Here is a 15,584-nt window from a genome sequence, read left to right as displayed (position 1 = left end):
GCCTCAGTTCTCGTCGGCGGTGCGGGTGGCGGGGTGGGCGGCGGGCAGTCGGGCCGCCATGCCGTCGAGCAGGGCGTCGAGGCCGAACGCGAAGGTGTCGTCGGGGCCTTCGGCGTAGTCGTCGGCGGTCAGGGCGTCGATGCGGCTCCGCAGCCGGGGGAAGCGCCCGGCGACCTCGGCGGCCTCCTTCATGGTGGCGGCGAACACCTCCCCGGCGTCCCGGCCGTCGCGTTCGATCCGGCGGGTCAGGGCGGTGGTGGCGGCGGAGGAGGAGGCGTTGCCGAGGACGTAGGTGAAGACGGCGGCGGCGGCCCGGTCGGCCGCGGGGCCGGTGAACCCGCCCGCCTCGTACACCGCGAGGTTGTGGTCGTCGTGCCGGGCCTTGCCCTCGCCGTGGAAGAGGTGGGTCGCGAAGGCCTGGACGAGCCAGGGGTGGCGGCCGAACATCGCGTACAGGTCGCCGGCCATGGCGGTGGCGGCCGTGCGCCAGTCGACGGTGTCGAGGTCGGGCAGCCGGATCTCGTCCCAGACGAGGTCGCCGGCCAGCGTGACCAGGTCGTCCTTGTTCTTCACGTGCCAGTAGACGGCGGTGGCGGCCGAGTTCAGTCGCTGGCCGAGGCTGCGCATGTTGAGGCCTTCGAGGCCGTCGGAGTCGAGGAGTTCGACGGCGGTGCGGACGATCTGGTCGCGGGTGAGCGTGGAGCGGGCCATGCGCTCACGATAGGTCACCGCGGATGCGGTTGCACAATGTTCAAGTCAGGTCTTGCACTTAGTTCAAGTGGGCCTCTACAGTTCTCGACATCGTCACTTGAACTAAGTGCAAGTCCGTCTGTGAGTCCATCGGATCGCAACCGCCAAGGAGCCCGTCATGACCACCCTCACCGTCCTCGCCGCCGCCGCCCAGATCCTCGTCGCCGCCGCCTTCGTCAGCATCCCCGTCCTCCGCCACCGCTTCGGCGCCGCCGCCAAGGCCGCCGCCGTCACCGAACTGCGGCGCCAGGGCGTCCGCCCGGCCGTCCTGGAGGAGAACAGGCTCCGCTTCGACGCGAGCGGCCACGAGTGGTGGGCGCCGGGCGCCTTCGGCGCCGCGTCGCTGACCGCCGCCGTCCTCAACCTGGCGGGCAGCCCCTGGGGAACCACCCTCACCTGGGTGTTCTCCTCGATCGCCTTCCTCGCCAACATCGCGATCCTGCAGAGCCAGCTCGGCGCCGTGAAGTCCGTCCGCGCCGCCTTCCGCCGCAAGGGCGACCCCGAGCTCCTCCGGGTCGACGTCCCCGCCTTCCTCGCGGCCGCCGAGGGCGCCTTCCCCGCCTGGACCCGCATCCTCCAGAACGTCCGCCACACCGTGGTGTTCGCCGGCTCGGCCCTCGCTCTGACGGCCGCGGCCCTGGTCTGACCCGGCGGCCGGGCCCGCCCGGCCGCCGGCCCGACGGGCACCGCTCGCGCGGTCGCGGGGCCGCCTAGAATCGACTTCCATGTCGAAGCCTGACGAACTGCTCGTCGCCCTTGCCTCCACGGTGGAGTCCGGGCAGAGCAACCAGATGTCCCTGACGGTGGTCGTGGGGGGTGCGGTCCTCACCGGCCGGCTCGCCCCGGAAGCCCTGTGGAGACAGCGCGTGTCGGAAGTCCTGACGGACTCGGACCGCCTCGGCGAGTTCTCCGGAATCTTCAGCCCCACCGTCCGCAAGGACGGCCCGCCCACCCATCTGCACTTCCATCTCGCCCGGATCCTCCAGGGCACGGTGGGCATCCCGGAGACCGGCGGAATGTACCGGGTCGCCCTCGCCGACGTCAGCGCCTGGACGGTGGGCGACTTCAGTTACTTCGACCACTGACCGCGCCCGCTGACCGGCCGCTGCCCGACCACTGACCGGTCACGTCGAACCGCTGACGTCAGAAGGCCGACCCGGTGGGCTCCTCGGTGGATTCCCCGGTGGGGCCCCCGGCGGTCACGGTGAGCGTCGTGAAGCCCAGCTTGGTCATCGCACGGACGACCTCGCCGGCGCTGAAGTCCCGCCGGTCCTGGCGGGTGACGACCTCGCCCACCTGCTTCACGGGGTACTGGCGGCGCCCGATGACGACGACCTCACCGATGGCCGGCTCGGGCTTGACGCCCTTCATCGATGCGATGACCCCGGCTTTGGTGAGCTCGAAGGGGAAGCGGGCGATGACACAGCGCATGGTGACTCCTGCGAAGAAGTGATCCGAATAAAAGGGGAGACAAAGAGCTGAGGCCCGCACCCCGAAGGTGCGGGCCTCAGCTCGTCAGCCGGTGCTGCGCGTCGGCGCCTGGACTCAGGCGGGGACGATGTTCTCGGCGGTCGGGCCCTTCTGGCCCTGCGCGATGTCGAAGCTCACCTTCTGGCCTTCCTGGAGCTCACGGAAGCCGGAGGCGGCGATGTTCGAGTAGTGGGCGAAGACGTCGGGGCCGCCGCCGTCCTGCTCGATGAAGCCGAAGCCCTTTTCCGAGTTGAACCACTTCACGGTGCCGGTCGCCATATCAAACTCCTTCGGGGCAGTGCTCGGAGCGCACGCCGTGCGCGCTCCGTGTCGCCGCGATGATCGCCCCGCCCGGAAAACCCGGAAATCAAAAAAAGAGCGCCCACAGCCGGTAAACCGGACGGGCACTCGTATGTTCGGGACCCACAACTGCAACTGATATCGACACTAGCACGGTGGGGGCCGTTGTGCGGGGTGAAGATTTCTCCGGGGGCGATCACGTGTGTTTAGATGACAAATTTTCACCGTGCGGCGCCCGGAATTCCCGCGGCGCGCTCTCGGATATTCACCCGGAGGCCGGAACCCGGAACCCGGGGGGGCGGGGGACCGGCCCGCGGCGGGCCGGTCCTGCCCCGCCGTGCGGGAGCGGGTGGTCAGGGCGTGGTGGGCACGGCCGCGGGTTCCCAGGCGAAGCCGTCCGGGTCGGTGAAGGCGTCGGTGCCGGTGCCGCCGAGCACGATCCGGTGGGACCCCTCGCCGTCGACCGGGACGCCGACGTCCTTGGCGAGCGCCCGGCGCCCGTACAGGGCGAGCTTCACCGGGCTGTCCGGCGCCGCGGCGAACTCCACGTACTTGCGGCCGAAGCTCTTGGCGACGGTGAGACCGTGCCCGACGTAGAACGCCCTGGTCTCGGCGACGTCCGAGGCCCCGAGGAGGAGCACGAACGAGTCGACGCGGCCGGTCGCCGGGCCGTCGTCCTTCTTGGCCGAGGTCGCGACCTTCCAGATGGTCCCGTCCGGGGCCTGGACGACGCCGCCGTAGCCCCAGAAGGACTTCGAGGCGGGCTTCAGCGAGGTGGCGCCGGCGTCCAGGGCTCCGTCGAGGAAGTGCCGGACATCGGCCGGCCGGTCGACCGTGAGCGAGAGCGAGAACCCGCGGAAGCCGGTCGTGGGCGCGTCCGAGGCCCGCAGGCGCACATGGGCGCCGAGCCCGGAGGCGGAGTAGAAGCGCTCGGCGGCCGGAAGGTCGGCCACCTCGAGGGTGATGGCTGCGAGGGAGGTCATGCACTTCACGCTAGGCGGGGGCGGCCACCGGTGCTTCTCGATTCCTGACCGGTCGGCCGACCTGCTTCGCGACGCACGACGGCATGCCCGCCTCGCTGTCGGCGACCTGGCGCCGGTAGACGCTGGGAGGGACGCCGACGAGCTCGGTGAAGCGGGTGCTGAAGGTGCCGAGCGAGGAGCAGCCGACGGTGAAACAGACGTCGGTGACGCTGAGGTCGCCCCGCTGGAGCAGGGCCATGGCCCGCTCGATGCGCCGGGTCATGAGGTAGGAGTACGGGGCTTCGCCGTAGGCCTGGCGGAACTGCCGGCTGAGGTGGCCCGCCGACATGTTCACGCCGCGGGCGAGCGCCTCGACGTCGAGCGGCTGCGCGTACTCCCGGTCGATGCGGTCGCGGACGCGGCGCAGCCGTGCCAGGTCGCTCAGGCGCTGCGCCTCGGTCAGTGCGCTCATCCACGCAGGATGACACATGGGAGGAATCCTTTCAGCGGAGCTGCTGGATCCGGACGAGGTTGCCCGCGGGGTCGCGGAAGGCGCAGTCCCGCACGCCGTACGGCTGCTCGGTCGGCTCCTGCACCACCTCGACGTCCCCGGCCTGCACCTTCTCGAAGACGCCGTCGAGGTCGGGGGTGGCGAGCAGGATCCAGCCGTACGTGCCCTTCGCCATCATCTCGGCGATGGTGCGCCGCTCGGCCTCGGTGATCCCCGGGTCGGCGCCGGGCGGTGCGAGCAGGATCGACGTGTCGGGCCGGCCGACGGGGCCGACGGTGATCCACCGGGTCCTGCCCTGGCCGACGTCGCTGCGCACCTCGAAGCCGAGGGCGTCGCGGTAGAAGGCCAGGGAGGCGTCGGGGTCGTCGTGCGGGAGGACGGTGGTGTGAATGGTGAGGTCCATGGCCCACAAGCTAGTTGGGCCGGCGGGGCGCCGCTTCTCGAATCCTGACGAAAACCGGTCGATCGCCCCAAGACCTTCGTAAGGCGGGCGAGCCCGGCCCCGGGGCTTCCGCCGCGCGGAACGTCAACGCCCCCTTCGGAGCGTCCCGTTGCGCGCGATTAGCGCCCCGGCGCCCCGCACCGCAAGATTGTCTCAACATGTGAGACGTGGCGGGGGGTGGCCACGAGGCGTCATGGCCACTGACCGCCATCCCGGGGCGTTGATCACCGCCCGCCGGGCGCACACCATGAACCCCACAGGCACCGCGGCGAGGCGCCCAGAAGTCGGAGGCGCCGCGCCGCTCCACACGTCTCGGGGGGACACCACAATGAGCAAGGCCCTGCGTACCCGCGTACTCGTCGCCACCACCGGCCTGCTGCTTGCCGCGCAGGCCACCGTCGCCGGCCACGCCTTCGCGGCCCCGGAGCCGGCCCCGGAGCCGGCGGCGGAGACGCACACCGTCGCCACCGCGCCGGCCACCACCGCGGCAGCGGCGGTGAACGCGCCGGGCGACGACAACGGCTGGTGGTAGCCGCCGCCGTGGTCGTGAACGTCGCGATCGTCGGCTTCGGCGTGGCGGGGCGCCAGCACGCCGAGGCCCTGGCCGGGTCCACCGAGTTCCGGGTCTCCGCCGTCGTCGAGGCCGACGAGGCCCTGACCACCGGCCCGCTGCGGCGCGCACCCTCCTGGGACGCGGTGCTCGCCGACCCCGAGGTCGACCTGGTGGGCCTCTGCCTGCCGCCCGGCGGCCGGGCCGACCTTGCCCTCGAAGCCCTGCGGGCGGGCAAGGCCGTCCTCCTCGAAGCGCCTCCCGCGCTCTCCGAGCAGGAGGTCGACCGGATGGTCTCGGTCGCGGAGCAGGCGGGCCGGCCCATCGGCGTCATGCTCCAGCACCGCCTCCGGCTGCCGGAGGCGGTGTGCGCGGCCGACTGGTCCGACCCTTCGCTGACCGGGACGCTCGAGGTGTCCCGGTTCAGGTCCCCGGCCCACTTCGGCCGGACGCCGTGGCGGTCGGACCCCGCCGCCGCCCTGGGCGGCGCCGTCGCGCACCTCGCGGTCCACTACCTCGACCTGGCCTGCCAGTTGCTCGGCGACCCCGCCGGGCTGTGGCTCGCCCCCGGCCGGGAGGCGTACCGGGGCATCGACACCCGGGCCACCGGCGTCATCGAGTTCGGCAGCGGGGCCACGCTCTCCTTCACCGCGACCTCGGAGGCGGCCGCCTCCTCCGAGCGGCTGCGGGTCCTCGGCCCCGCCAACTGCCTCTCCGTCGACGACGGCACGGTCAGCGCGCGGATCGACGACGTCGACGACATCTGGCCGACGCTGCCGCTCCCGCTGCTGCGGCGGCTCGTCTACCAGGACATGGCCGAGGCGATGAGGACGGGGCACCGGCCCCGGCACAGCCATCTGGACGGCGCGCGTCCCGTGACCCGGATCCTGCAGGCGCTCCGCGCGTGAGCGTGCCCTGCCCGGGCCTTCCCGACCGTACGACACTGTGAGGGTTCCGTTGTTCGAGATCGGACTGATCCACGACCATCCGCTGATCGAGTGGGCCGTGAGCCAAGCCCTCTCGGAGGCGCCGGACATGCGGGTCCACGTCCTGAGCACGGGGTACGGCCCCGCCGAGGACCCGTCCGGTTCCGGCGGCCCGGACGGACCCGGCGGTACGGGCGGCCCGCGCGGCTCCGTACGCGAGCTGCCGGAGCGGCTGGACGTCCTCGTCCTCGACCGGCCGCCTGAACGGGCGACGCCCGCCGAGGCGGCCGTGACCCGGGCGTCGTGCGTCCTGCTCATGCCCTCGACCGGACACCTGGAGAGCAGCTGTCCGGGCGTCAGCGGCTACCTCTCCGAGCGGTCCGGGCCGGTGGCCCTGGCCGCCGCCGTGCGCGAGGCGGCCGTACGGTCGCGCGGGGCGGAGCGGGAGGGGGAGGCGGCGGAGGAGGACGCGACGCTGCTGTCCGTACGCGAACGGCAGGTGATCCGCATGCTCACCCACGGCCTGACGCACGATCAGATAGCCCGCCGGCTGGGCATCAGCCGCCACACCGTGGACACGTACGTCAAGCGGATGCGCAGCAAGCTCGGCCTCGGCAACAAGGCCGAGCTGGTGCGGGCCGCGATGGCGTACGGCTGGGACTGACGGCCCCCGGCGGCGGCCGGGTCTCCGGCTCAGGCGCCCGCCGCGAGCCGGAGGCGCTCGGCGCGGTCCGTGCGCTCCCAGGTGAAGTCGGGCAGTTCCCGGCCGAAGTGGCCGTACGCCGCCGTCTGGGCGTAGATCGGGCGGAGCAGGTCCAGGTCCCTGACGATGGCGGCCGGACGGAGGTCGAAGACCTCGCCGACGGCCTCCTGGATCCGCGCCACGGGCACGGTCTCGGTGCCGAAGGTCTCGACGAAGAGGCCGACGGGTTCGGCCTTGCCGATGGCATACGCGACCTGGACCTCGCAGCGGCGGGCGAGCCCGGCCGCGACGACGTTCTTCGCGACCCAGCGCATCGCGTACGCCGCCGAACGGTCCACCTTCGACGGGTCCTTGCCGGAGAACGCCCCGCCGCCGTGCCGGGCCATCCCGCCGTACGTGTCGATGATGATCTTCCGCCCGGTGAGGCCCGCGTCACCCATCGGACCGCCGATCTCGAACCGGCCGGTCGGGTTCACGAGCAGCCGGTAGCCGCGGGTGTCGATGTCGAGCGAGGCCAGCTCGGGCTCGACCACGCACTCGTGGATGTCCGGCACCAGCACCGAGTCGAGGTCGAGGCCGTCGGAGTGCTGCGCGGAGACCACGACGGTGTCGAGCCGGACCGGCCGGTTGCCGTCGTACTCGATGGTGACCTGCGTCTTCCCGTCGGGCCGCAGGTACGGCAGGGTGCCGTCCTTGCGCACGGCGGCCAGCCGCCGGGCCATCCGGTGCGCCAGCATGATCGGCAGCGGCATCAGTTCGGGGGTCTCGTCGCAGGCGAAGCCGAACATGATCCCCTGGTCGCCGGCGCCCTGCCGGCCGATCGCGTCCTCGTCGCCCCCGGCGGCGCCCGCCTCCTCCTCCGCCGTCCGCACCTCGTAGGCGTGGTCGACGCCCTGGGCGATGTCCGGGGACTGCGAACCGATGGACACGGACACCCCGCAGGAGGCGCCGTCGAAGCCCTGCGTGGAACTGTCGTAGCCGATGTCGAGGATGCGATCCCGCACCAGCGAGGCGATCGGGGCGAACGCGGAGGTGGTCACCTCGCCGGCGACGTGGACCAGGCCCGTGGTGATCAGCGTCTCCACGGCGACCCGCGAGGAGGGGTCCTCCTTGAGCAGGGCGTCGAGGATGGTGTCGCTGATCTGGTCGGCGATCTTGTCGGGGTGTCCTTCGGTGACGGATTCCGAAGTGAACAGACGTCGGGACACGGAGCTCCTCCGAGGGGGCGGTGTACGGGGCGGATGGGGGCGGCCGGAACCCCGGCCGGGGTGGTCAGGAACCGGTGGGGGCGGGGACCTTGGCGTCTCCCTGCCACACGTTTCCCCGGACGAGCAGTTCGCCCGGGACGGCCCGGCGGACGACGAGGTAGACCTCGTCGGCCGGGACGGCGAGCAGCGTGCTCAGCTCGTCGCGCAGCAACAGCAGCAGCTCCGACACGAGTTCCTTCGGGTACGTCTCCTTGCAGGTGACGAAGCCGACGGGAGCGCACGGGGAGCCGTCGTCCCGCCAGTCGGGCCGGTGCGCCGCGTCGGCGTCGAGCCGCTGCCAGAGCACCCAGCAGTGCTCCGCAGGGATGCCCAGGAGGCCGGTGACCGCCTCGGCCACCCGCGCGAGGGCCGGGCGACCCGGACCGGGATCGGGCGACATGAGGGTGATGACGGGCATCGGGAGGGGCCTTTCGGTGAGGGACGCGAGGGGGGGCGAGGGGGGCGAGGGGTCGGCGGGGGCCGAGTGGCGGCCGGGGCGGGAGCTGTCGTCGTACGGGCCAGGCGGCCGGCCCCCCCCGGGACGGGCGCTCGGCCGCCGGGGCCCGGCGGCCGGCTCCCGGGACAGGCGCCGGGCCTGCGGGACAGGCGCCGGGCCTGCGGGACAGACGCCCGGCCCCCGGGGCCCGGCGGCGGGGCCCCCGGGGCCCGGTGACCGGCCCCCAGGGACCGGCCCCCGCCCCCCCCGGGTCAGGTGCCCAGCCCCGCGAGCAGCCGTGGGCGGTCGATCTTGCCGTTGGCGGTGACGGGGAGCCGGTCCACCCGCTGGACGACGTCGGGGACGGCGTACGGGGGGAGTTCGCGGCCCAGCGTGCGCCGCAGCGCCTCGGGCGTTCCTGGGTCCTCCCCGGCCGCCGTGTAGAACAGCGCGAGCCGGTCGTAGTTCCCCAGCACGCCGGGGACGGGCACGGCCGCGCAGCGGGCGATGCCGGGCAGCCGGGCGGCGTGGGCCTCGATCTCCTCGGGCTCGACGCGGTTGCCACGGATCTTGACCTGGCGGTCGGTGCGCCCGGTGAAGTGGAGGACGCCGTCCGCGTCGCGGAAGCCCCGGTCGCCGGTCCGGTAGGTGCGCGGGCGGGTCCCGTCGGGGGCGGCGGCGAGGAAGCGGCGGGCCGTGAGCCCGGGGTCGCCGAGGTATTCGCGGGCCAACCCCGCGCCGCTGACGCAGAGTTCACCGACGGCGTCGGGCCCGCAGGGATGTCCGTCGTCGTCGAGGACGTGCACCTCCGTCCCGGGGACCTCGCGCCCGATGGGGATGCCGTGCTCGCGGTCGCAGTCCTCCGGGCCGATCGGATGGACGGTGGCGAAGACACAACTCTCCACCGGCCCGTAGCCGTTGAGCAGCCGGATGCCCGGGTGCCGCTCCAGGAAGCGGGCGACGTGCGGGGCGGACAGCCGCTCACCGCCGGTGTAGAGCCGGCGCAGGCCGTCGAAGCAGTCCACGTCGATCTCGGTGAGGAGGTTGAAGAGGGAGGCGGTCAGCCAGGCGGTGTCGACGCCGTGGTCGGCGACGAGCCGGCTCACGGTGTCCGGGAGCAGGTAGTCCTCGGCGGCGGTGACACAGGTGCCGCCGGTGGTGAGCGGGCCCCACAGTTCGAGGGAGAAGGCGTCCCAGGGCGAGGGCGAGGCCTGCATCACGACGGTGCCGGGGCCGAAGGCGAGCGGGCCGTCCGGTGCGAAGAGCCGGGTGGTGGCCGCGTGCGGGGACACCACGCCCTTGGGGGTGCCGGTGGTGCCGGAGGTGAAGAAGACGGCGGCGGGAGCGTCGGCCGGCCCGTCGTACGCGACGAACCCGTCCTCGGCCCCGTCCTCGGTCCCGGCCTCGGTCCCGCCCTCGGTCCCGTCCTCGGTCCCGTCCTCGGTCCCGTCCTCGTCCCCGAGGGCCGGCGGCCGCCACGACGGGGTGTCGCCGTACGCCTCGTCCGCGTCCGTCACGAGCACCGGCGCGTCCAGCTGCCGGAGCACCTCCTCGACCCGCTCGCGGGGCCACCTCGGGTCCAACGCGGCGTACGCGGCCCCGCACTTGAGCACCGCGAGCAGCGCCGTGTACAGCCGGGCCGAGCGCGGCAGGAGGACCGGGACGAGGGTGCCGGGCCCCACCCCGGCGCGGGCGAGGAGCCCGGCCCAGTGGCCGGCCGCCGCGTCCAGGGAGGCGTACCCGAGGCGGGTGTCCCCGTCCACCACCGCGACCGCGTCCGGCGCCAGGCGGGCCTGACGGGTGACGGCCTGATGAATGAGCGCAATTCCCACGGATATCCCTCCGACGGTGGCGGACGATAAACCGTAGGCAAGGGGAAGAGACTCCCGCACCTGTCGTCGTGTCCCCGGTTCTGGGGACACCGGGGAGCGTTGACACCCCCGCACCGACCGGGAAATCTGATCGAGGTCCGGCGAGCAGCAACCGCCGCGATCCGCCCGGCGGTACGCCGGTTCCCTGCCGGCGTCGCCGCATTCGGTATTCGGTCCTTTCCCAAGGGGGTTTCGTCGATGAGCGCGCTCGATCCGGAAGCGCACGTCCTTCCCGGCCCGGCCCTGGCCGGTCACTCCAGCGGCGTCGAGCTGCTGGACTACGACGCGGTGCCCGGCGCGACGCGGGCCGGCGGGGCCCCGGGAAGCATGCTGCTGCTGCACGGATTCGGCGGCGACAAGCGACAGCTGCGGCCGATCGGGGACGCGCTGTGCCCGGCGGGCGCGGTGGCCGTCCACCCCTCCCTGCGCGGCCACGGCGACAGCCCGAGCCCCGACTGGGGCTTCTCCGTCCTGGACTTCTCCGCCGACCTGCACCGCTTCGCCGACGTGCTGCCGGACGAACTGCACCTGGTCGGCTACTCGTACGGCGGTCTCGTCGCGGCGGTCTCCGCCGTCACCTGGGGCGCCTCCCGGGTCCGCAGCGTGGTCGTCGTCGACCAGTCCTTCGACGCCCATCCGCACCTGCACGTGGCGGACGAGTGGGCCGAGGGGAGCCTGCTGCGCTGGACGTACGACTTCGGTCACCTGCCGGACCTGCTGGAGCGGCTCGGCATCCCGCTGCTCGTCCTGGCCGCCGACGACAGCCCCAAGATCCCGGCGGACGAGCGCGAGCGCCTGTCCCGCCGTGCCGGCGCCTCCTTCTCCCTCGAATTCATCAAGGGCACGCACGCCGACTGTCTCCGGCACACCGGTGACATCACCTCCGCCATGCGCGCGTTCTATCGGAACCATTTCGGCGGTACGGACGAGAGGGAATGCGCCGCATGAAGTTCGGTTCCATAGAGCGGGGCCCGGGGCGCATGCTGCTCCTGGGAACGCTCGCGAATTCCTTCGGAAACGGTGTGTTCCTGACGGTTTCCGTGCTCTATTTCACCCGGATCGCGGGATTCTCCCCGACCCAGCTGGGCCTCGGCCTCAGCATCGCGGGAATCGCCGGTCTCTTCGCGGGCGTCCCGTTCGGGCACCTCGCCGACCGCAAGGGCGCCCGGGGCACCACCGTCGTCCTGCTGATGCTGGCCGGCCTCGCCACCACCGCCTACCTGGCGACGGACTCCTTCCCGCTGTTCGTCGTCATCGCGACCTTCTACGCGACGTTCGACCGGGGCGCGCACGCCGCCCGGCAGGCGCTGATCCCGGCGGTCCTCAGCGGCGAGAAGCTGGTGCTCGTCCGGGCCAGGATCCGAGTCTTCACCAACCTCGGCATCTCGGCCGGCGCCGGCCTCGGCGGTCTCGCCCTGCTGTGGGACACCCGGGCCTCGTACCTCCTCATGTTCGCGATCAACGCCCTCAGCTTCGTGGTGTGCGGACTGCTGTTCCTGCGGCTGCCCGCCGCGCCCGTCGCCGCGGACCGCGCGCCCGGCGAGCCGCGGCTCGCGGTGCTCCGCGACCGCCCGTACGCGCTGCTCGCCCTGATCAACATGGTGATGCTGCTGTACATCCCGATCCTGGGCGTGATCATGCCGCTCTGGATCTCCCTGCACACCGACGCGCCCCGCTCGCTGACCGCCGTCCTGCTCCTCCTCAACACCCTGTCCGTCGTCGCGCTCCAGGTCAGGGTCACCAAGAAGATCGACTCCCTGGAGCCCGCGATCCGTTCGTTCCGCACGGCCGGCCTCGTGCTCCTCGCCTCCTGCCTCGCCTTCGCCCTCTCGGCGGACCGCGGCGGAGTGGCCGCCACGGCGGCCCTCGTGGTCGCCGCGGCCCTGCACGTGTACGGCGAGATGGTGCAGTCGGCCGGCTCCTGGGTGATCGGCTACGAACTCGCCCCGGCGGACAAGCAGGGCCAGTACCAGGGGCTGTTCAACACCGGGATCGCGGCGGTCCAGATGTTCGGCCCGGTCTCCCTGACGCTGCTCCTCGTCGACTGGGGCACGCCCGGCTGGCTGGTGCTCGGCGGGGTGTTCCTCGCGGGCGGACTGCTCATGGCCCCGGCCGTCCGGTGGGCCCAGGGCCGCCGCGCGACGGCGGGGGAGACGGACCCGGCCCCGCTCGCCGTCTGAACGGTCCGGCCACCACCGATCGATGACAGCCGCGCCGGCGCCCGAGCGCGCCGGCGCGAGGATGGGGGAACTCATGCTCCACCAGGAAGCCACCACGACAGCCACCACCCCGACAGCCACCACCACGACACCCGCCACCACACCGCCCCCGGGCGTCGGCCGCGACGGTGTGGAGCTCCAACTCTGCGACGTATGGCGCAAGTTGCTCGGCCGGACGGACGTCGGCATCCACGACGACTTCTTCTCCCTCGGCGGCCACTCCCTGCTCGCCATCCGGCTCACCGTGGAGGTGCGGCGACTCTTCCAGGTCGACCTCTCCGCCGCGGACCTGCTCTCCGCCGCCACCGTCGCGGAGCTCGCCGAGATCATCCGCCGGGGATCCACGGAGTCCCGTGGCCAGCTGGTCCGCATCCAGGCGGGCACCGGCGACAGCCCCGTCTACGCCCTTCCGCCGGTCTCCGGCACGGTCCTGCTCTACCCGCCCGTGGCCCGGGCCATGGGCACCGACCAGCCGTTCTGGGCCGTGCAGTCGGTCGGGCTGCAGCCCGGCGAGACCCCGCTCGGCTCGATCGAGGAGATCGCCGACGCCTTCATCGAGCAGCTCCGCACCGTCCATCCCGAGGGCGCCGAGTGGAACCTGATCGGCTACTCCATGGGCGGCCTGCTCGCCTACGAGACCGCCCGCAGGCTCACGGCGCGCGGAGAGCGCGTCGGGCTCGTCGGACTGCTCGACACCCGGATCACCGTCTCGCCCTCGGGCGACCCCGACTTCGCCCTGCGAGCCCTGCTGTGGCGCGGACTCAAGCTGGAACTGGACATCGACTGGCTCCGCGGCCTGCCGCCCGAGGAGCGGGCGGCGGTGCTCGTCGAGCGGGCCGTCGCCGCCGGGACGATGCCGGCCGACTTCGACGCGGACCGGCTGCGCCGCATGATCGACATGTACCAGTTCAACCTGGACGCCCTCGCGGCCTACGAGGTGAAGCCGTACGACGGCACCGTCACCGTCTTCCGGGTCACGGACCGCTCCATGGAGGACGGCACGCTGCCCGAGGACCTCGGCTGGAGCGCGGTCGCCGCGCGCACCGTCGTCTGCGACGTGCCGGGCAACCACTTCACGATGATCGAGCCCGGGCAGGTCGAGGTGCTGGGCCGACGCCTGAGGGAGCAGCTCGCCGCCGGCCGCGTGCAGGAGGGAACGCCCGCGTGAACCAGGAACTCAGCACCGCCCAGGCCCCGGCCGCGTACCAGTTCCGCCCGATCGGTGTCGTCCGCTCGCCCCGCACCGTGCCCCAGCACGACCACTGGGGCGACGTCAGCGCCGTCATCGAGCTCGACCCCGAGCAGCTGGAGCCCGACGCGGTGGCCGGCCTCGACCAGTTCTCCCACCTCGAAGTGGTCTTCCACTTCCACCTCGTACCCGAGTCCGACACCGTACGGGGCTCCTGCCCGCCGCGCGGCCGCGGGGACCTGCCGGCGCTCGGCATCCTCGCCCAGCGCCTCAAGGAGCGGCCCAACCGGCTCGGCGTCTCGCGCTGCGAGCTGGCCGGTGTCGACGGACTCACCCTCCACGTACGGGGACTCGACGCGCTGGACGGCACCCCCGTCCTCGACGTGAAGCCGTACCAGCAGATCTTCCAGCCGGCGCCCGAGACGGTGCGCGAGCCCACCTGGCTGCGGGCGGCGATGTCCGCCTACTACTTCTGACCGTCCCCGCCCTGCCCGGCCACAAGCCGGCCGCGGACGCCCACCCACAAGGAGACCTACCTTGTCCAGCCTCACCACCGGCGGCAACGGCACCGTCGACCTGGAACTGAACCTCGGCCGACTCCTCGACCGCAACCCGCAGCTGCAGATCCCCCGCGACGAGTACAACATCAACGTCACCTCGAACGAGGGCGACCAGCTCAGCAGCGAGGAACTCGCCCGGGAGTACGGCACGTTCCCCGGCGCCGGCCACCCGGCCCACCTGTACTTCCACCTCCCCCTCTGCAACTACATCTGTCACTTCTGCAACTACGTGAAGCGGCTGGTGCCGCGCGGCAAGGAAGACCCCTCGCTGCGCCTGTGGTCCGACCTCCTCATCGAGGAGTCGCGCCGCTACCTGGACCGCTTCGACTGGCTGTCCCAGGCCCGCGTCGAGTCCTTCTACATCGGCGGCGGCACCGCCGCGCTGCTCCTCAACAGCCCCGAGTACATCGAGCCGCTGGTCCGCCACGCCCGCGAGAACTACGACCTGTCGGACAACGTCGAGTTCAACATCGAGGGCAACCCCGAGAACTTCCAGCGCCACCACCTGGAGACCGCGCTGGGGCTCGGCTTCAACCGGTTCAGCCTCGGCGTCCAGTCGCTCCAGGACGAGGTCAACGACTTCACCAAGCGCCGCCACTCCTCGGCCCAGTCCATCGAGGCCATCGAAAACCTGCTGGCGACCGGCTGCCCGTTCAACGTCGACATGATGTTCGGACTGCCGTACCAGACCCCCGAGTCCGTCCGCCGTGACATGACGATCCTCACCGACCTCGGCGTCCCCACGATCACCATCTACCGGCTGCGCAACGCGGACCGCGAGGAGATGGGCATCGGCAACCGGGCCGTCTGGAACAACCCGGCCGTACGCGAACGCCTCATCAGCGAGGGCCGCTTCCCCGACCTGGACTCCACCTACGCGATGCGGCAGGAGGCCGTCGAGGTCCTCCTGGAGAAGGGCTACTACCCGAGCCCCTGCGGCTGGTGGAGCCGCCCCGACACGTACAGCGGCGGCAACATCCCGCAGACGTCGAAGAACAAGTGGGAGCACTACAACACCATGATCGCGTACGGTCCCGGCGCCTACGGCTGGCTGACCGGCGACCAGGAGGAGTTCCTCCAGACCCACAACATCACCGACATCAGCAAGTACGTCTCGTTCATGCAGAAGAACGACGGCCTGCCCCTCAACTTCGGCCGCCGCCTCTCCGGCCACAAAGCCATCGGCACCGCCCTCGGCTTCAACTTCAAGGCCAACCAGCCGATCGACCTCCAGCGCTACAAGGACCGCTTCGGCGCCGACCTGATGGAGATGGAGCCCTTCGCGTCCGCCTTCGCGGAACTCCTGGAGCGCGGGCTCGTGGAGATGGTCAACGACGGCACCGCCCTGAAGCCGACCCTGGACGGCGAAGCCCTCCACGAGGAGATCATCTTCCACTACTTCCACCAGCGCATCGGCCTCTCCGACGCCCCGGTCTGCCGGCGGTGAC

Annotated in this window: 19 protein-coding genes; 10 read left to right on the top strand and 9 right to left on the bottom strand. The window is 72.2% G+C overall.

What is annotated here, in order from left to right:
• Nucleotides 1-3: 3 nt before the first annotated feature.
• Complete coding sequence (locus DEJ43_RS17480) at nucleotides 4-711, bottom strand: TetR/AcrR family transcriptional regulator (protein ID WP_041662603.1); 708 nt, start codon at nucleotides 709-711, stop codon at nucleotides 4-6.
• A gap of 157 nt (nucleotides 712-868) precedes the next feature.
• Here DEJ43_RS17480 and DEJ43_RS17475 point away from each other — a divergent pair, with 157 nt between their 5' ends.
• Nucleotides 869-1,396, top strand: coding sequence for a hypothetical protein (locus tag DEJ43_RS17475; protein ID WP_015034708.1), 528 nt, complete (start codon nucleotides 869-871; stop codon nucleotides 1,394-1,396).
• A gap of 79 nt (nucleotides 1,397-1,475) precedes the next feature.
• Nucleotides 1,476-1,835: a hypothetical protein gene (locus DEJ43_RS17470; RefSeq protein ID WP_015034707.1), complete on the top strand. Its 360-nt coding sequence runs from the start codon at nucleotides 1,476-1,478 to the stop codon at nucleotides 1,833-1,835.
• A gap of 58 nt (nucleotides 1,836-1,893) precedes the next feature.
• Here DEJ43_RS17470 and DEJ43_RS17465 read toward each other — a convergent pair whose 3' ends face one another.
• From DEJ43_RS17465 to DEJ43_RS17445, 5 genes are all read right to left on the bottom strand, one after another.
• Nucleotides 1,894-2,181 (bottom strand): SCO5918 family protein, encoded by a 288-nt coding sequence (locus tag DEJ43_RS17465; RefSeq protein WP_015034706.1) that lies wholly within the window; start codon nucleotides 2,179-2,181, stop codon nucleotides 1,894-1,896.
• A gap of 114 nt (nucleotides 2,182-2,295) precedes the next feature.
• A complete protein-coding gene (locus DEJ43_RS17460; protein ID WP_015034705.1) occupies nucleotides 2,296-2,499 on the bottom strand; it encodes a cold-shock protein in 204 nt (67 codons plus the stop codon).
• A gap of 374 nt (nucleotides 2,500-2,873) precedes the next feature.
• Nucleotides 2,874-3,503, bottom strand: coding sequence for a VOC family protein (locus DEJ43_RS17455; protein WP_051026109.1), 630 nt, complete (start codon nucleotides 3,501-3,503; stop codon nucleotides 2,874-2,876).
• 10 nt (nucleotides 3,504-3,513) lie between these two features.
• Nucleotides 3,514-3,954 (bottom strand): helix-turn-helix transcriptional regulator, encoded by a 441-nt coding sequence (locus DEJ43_RS17450; RefSeq protein WP_041662601.1) that lies wholly within the window; start codon nucleotides 3,952-3,954, stop codon nucleotides 3,514-3,516.
• A gap of 31 nt (nucleotides 3,955-3,985) precedes the next feature.
• A complete protein-coding gene (locus tag DEJ43_RS17445; RefSeq protein WP_015034702.1) occupies nucleotides 3,986-4,396 on the bottom strand; it encodes a VOC family protein in 411 nt (136 codons plus the stop codon).
• Nucleotides 4,397-4,763: 367 nt separating this feature from the next.
• On the opposite strand from DEJ43_RS17445, the gene DEJ43_RS37500 reads away from it, so the two are divergent.
• From DEJ43_RS37500 to DEJ43_RS38135, 3 genes are read left to right on the top strand one after another with little or no spacing between them, the layout of a single operon-like run.
• Nucleotides 4,764-4,967, top strand: coding sequence for a hypothetical protein (locus tag DEJ43_RS37500; protein ID WP_041662600.1), 204 nt, complete (start codon nucleotides 4,764-4,766; stop codon nucleotides 4,965-4,967).
• A complete protein-coding gene (locus tag DEJ43_RS17435; protein WP_051025896.1) occupies nucleotides 4,961-5,893 on the top strand; it encodes a Gfo/Idh/MocA family protein in 933 nt (310 codons plus the stop codon). The genes DEJ43_RS37500 and DEJ43_RS17435 overlap by 7 nt, the downstream gene beginning before the upstream one ends.
• 49 nt (nucleotides 5,894-5,942) lie before the next feature.
• Nucleotides 5,943-6,575 (top strand): response regulator transcription factor, encoded by a 633-nt coding sequence (locus DEJ43_RS38135; RefSeq protein WP_015034699.1) that lies wholly within the window; start codon nucleotides 5,943-5,945, stop codon nucleotides 6,573-6,575.
• A gap of 29 nt (nucleotides 6,576-6,604) precedes the next feature.
• Here the strand turns inward: DEJ43_RS38135 and metK are convergent, their stop codons facing one another.
• The 3 genes from metK to DEJ43_RS17415 all read right to left on the bottom strand — a co-directional run bounded on the left by metK (nucleotide 6,605) and on the right by DEJ43_RS17415 (nucleotide 10,129).
• On the bottom strand, nucleotides 6,605-7,822 hold the full coding sequence (gene metK, locus DEJ43_RS17425; protein ID WP_015034698.1) for a methionine adenosyltransferase: 1,218 nt from the start codon (nucleotides 7,820-7,822) through the stop codon (nucleotides 6,605-6,607).
• A gap of 64 nt (nucleotides 7,823-7,886) precedes the next feature.
• A complete protein-coding gene (locus tag DEJ43_RS17420; RefSeq protein WP_015034697.1) occupies nucleotides 7,887-8,279 on the bottom strand; it encodes a hypothetical protein in 393 nt (130 codons plus the stop codon).
• A 290-nt stretch (nucleotides 8,280-8,569) separates the two neighbouring features.
• Nucleotides 8,570-10,129: an amino acid adenylation domain-containing protein gene (locus DEJ43_RS17415; RefSeq protein ID WP_015034696.1), complete on the bottom strand. Its 1,560-nt coding sequence runs from the start codon at nucleotides 10,127-10,129 to the stop codon at nucleotides 8,570-8,572.
• Between the two features lie 237 nt (nucleotides 10,130-10,366).
• Here DEJ43_RS17415 and DEJ43_RS17410 point away from each other — a divergent pair, with 237 nt between their 5' ends.
• The 5 genes from DEJ43_RS17410 to DEJ43_RS17390 all read left to right on the top strand — a co-directional run bounded on the left by DEJ43_RS17410 (nucleotide 10,367) and on the right by DEJ43_RS17390 (nucleotide 15,583).
• Complete coding sequence (locus DEJ43_RS17410) at nucleotides 10,367-11,116, top strand: alpha/beta fold hydrolase (protein ID WP_015034695.1); 750 nt, start codon at nucleotides 10,367-10,369, stop codon at nucleotides 11,114-11,116.
• Nucleotides 11,104-12,348 carry an MFS transporter gene (locus DEJ43_RS17405; protein ID WP_341874289.1) on the top strand — a complete coding sequence of 415 codons (1,245 nt, stop codon included), beginning with the start codon at nucleotides 11,104-11,106 and terminating at the stop codon, nucleotides 12,346-12,348. The genes DEJ43_RS17410 and DEJ43_RS17405 overlap by 13 nt, the downstream gene beginning before the upstream one ends.
• Nucleotides 12,349-12,421: 73 nt before the next feature.
• Entirely contained in the window at nucleotides 12,422-13,555 is a 1,134-nt protein-coding gene (locus tag DEJ43_RS17400) for a thioesterase domain-containing protein (protein ID WP_041662596.1), read from the top strand.
• Nucleotides 13,552-14,052: an SAM-dependent methyltransferase gene (locus DEJ43_RS17395; RefSeq protein ID WP_015034692.1), complete on the top strand. Its 501-nt coding sequence runs from the start codon at nucleotides 13,552-13,554 to the stop codon at nucleotides 14,050-14,052. Before DEJ43_RS17400 ends, DEJ43_RS17395 begins: the two co-directional genes overlap by 4 nt.
• Nucleotides 14,053-14,113: 61 nt before the next feature.
• Nucleotides 14,114-15,583: a radical SAM protein gene (locus DEJ43_RS17390; protein WP_015034691.1), complete on the top strand. Its 1,470-nt coding sequence runs from the start codon at nucleotides 14,114-14,116 to the stop codon at nucleotides 15,581-15,583.
• Nucleotide 15,584: the final 1 nt, after the last annotated feature.

Source organism: Streptomyces venezuelae ATCC 10712 (genome assembly GCF_008639165.1).
GTDB classification, from domain to species: domain Bacteria; phylum Actinomycetota; class Actinomycetes; order Streptomycetales; family Streptomycetaceae; genus Streptomyces; species Streptomyces venezuelae.
Note: the sequence above shows the minus strand (reverse complement) of the source record. Positions and strands in the feature narration are given on the sequence as shown.

Excerpts from the sequence above, each read along its gene's own strand:
- DEJ43_RS17480 (WP_041662603.1), bottom strand. The coding sequence starts at position 711 with ATGGCCCGCTCCACGCTCACCCGCGACCAGATCGTCCGCACCGCCGTC.
- DEJ43_RS17475 (WP_015034708.1), top strand. The coding sequence starts at position 869 with ATGACCACCCTCACCGTCCTCGCCGCCGCCGCCCAGATCCTCGTCGCC.
- DEJ43_RS37500 (WP_041662600.1), top strand. The coding sequence starts at position 4,764 with ATGAGCAAGGCCCTGCGTACCCGCGTACTCGTCGCCACCACCGGCCTG.
- DEJ43_RS17400 (WP_041662596.1), top strand. The coding sequence starts at position 12,422 with ATGCTCCACCAGGAAGCCACCACGACAGCCACCACCCCGACAGCCACC.
- DEJ43_RS17450 (WP_041662601.1), bottom strand. The coding sequence starts at position 3,954 with ATGAGCGCACTGACCGAGGCGCAGCGCCTGAGCGACCTGGCACGGCTG.
- DEJ43_RS17470 (WP_015034707.1), top strand. The coding sequence starts at position 1,476 with ATGTCGAAGCCTGACGAACTGCTCGTCGCCCTTGCCTCCACGGTGGAG.
- DEJ43_RS17465 (WP_015034706.1), bottom strand. The coding sequence starts at position 2,181 with ATGCGCTGTGTCATCGCCCGCTTCCCCTTCGAGCTCACCAAAGCCGGG.
- DEJ43_RS17460 (WP_015034705.1), bottom strand. The coding sequence starts at position 2,499 with ATGGCGACCGGCACCGTGAAGTGGTTCAACTCGGAAAAGGGCTTCGGC.
- DEJ43_RS17445 (WP_015034702.1), bottom strand. The coding sequence starts at position 4,396 with ATGGACCTCACCATTCACACCACCGTCCTCCCGCACGACGACCCCGAC.
- DEJ43_RS17405 (WP_341874289.1), top strand. The coding sequence starts at position 11,104 with ATGCGCCGCATGAAGTTCGGTTCCATAGAGCGGGGCCCGGGGCGCATG.
- DEJ43_RS17455 (WP_051026109.1), bottom strand. The coding sequence starts at position 3,503 with ATGACCTCCCTCGCAGCCATCACCCTCGAGGTGGCCGACCTTCCGGCC.
- DEJ43_RS17420 (WP_015034697.1), bottom strand. The coding sequence starts at position 8,279 with ATGCCCGTCATCACCCTCATGTCGCCCGATCCCGGTCCGGGTCGCCCG.
- DEJ43_RS17410 (WP_015034695.1), top strand. The coding sequence starts at position 10,367 with ATGAGCGCGCTCGATCCGGAAGCGCACGTCCTTCCCGGCCCGGCCCTG.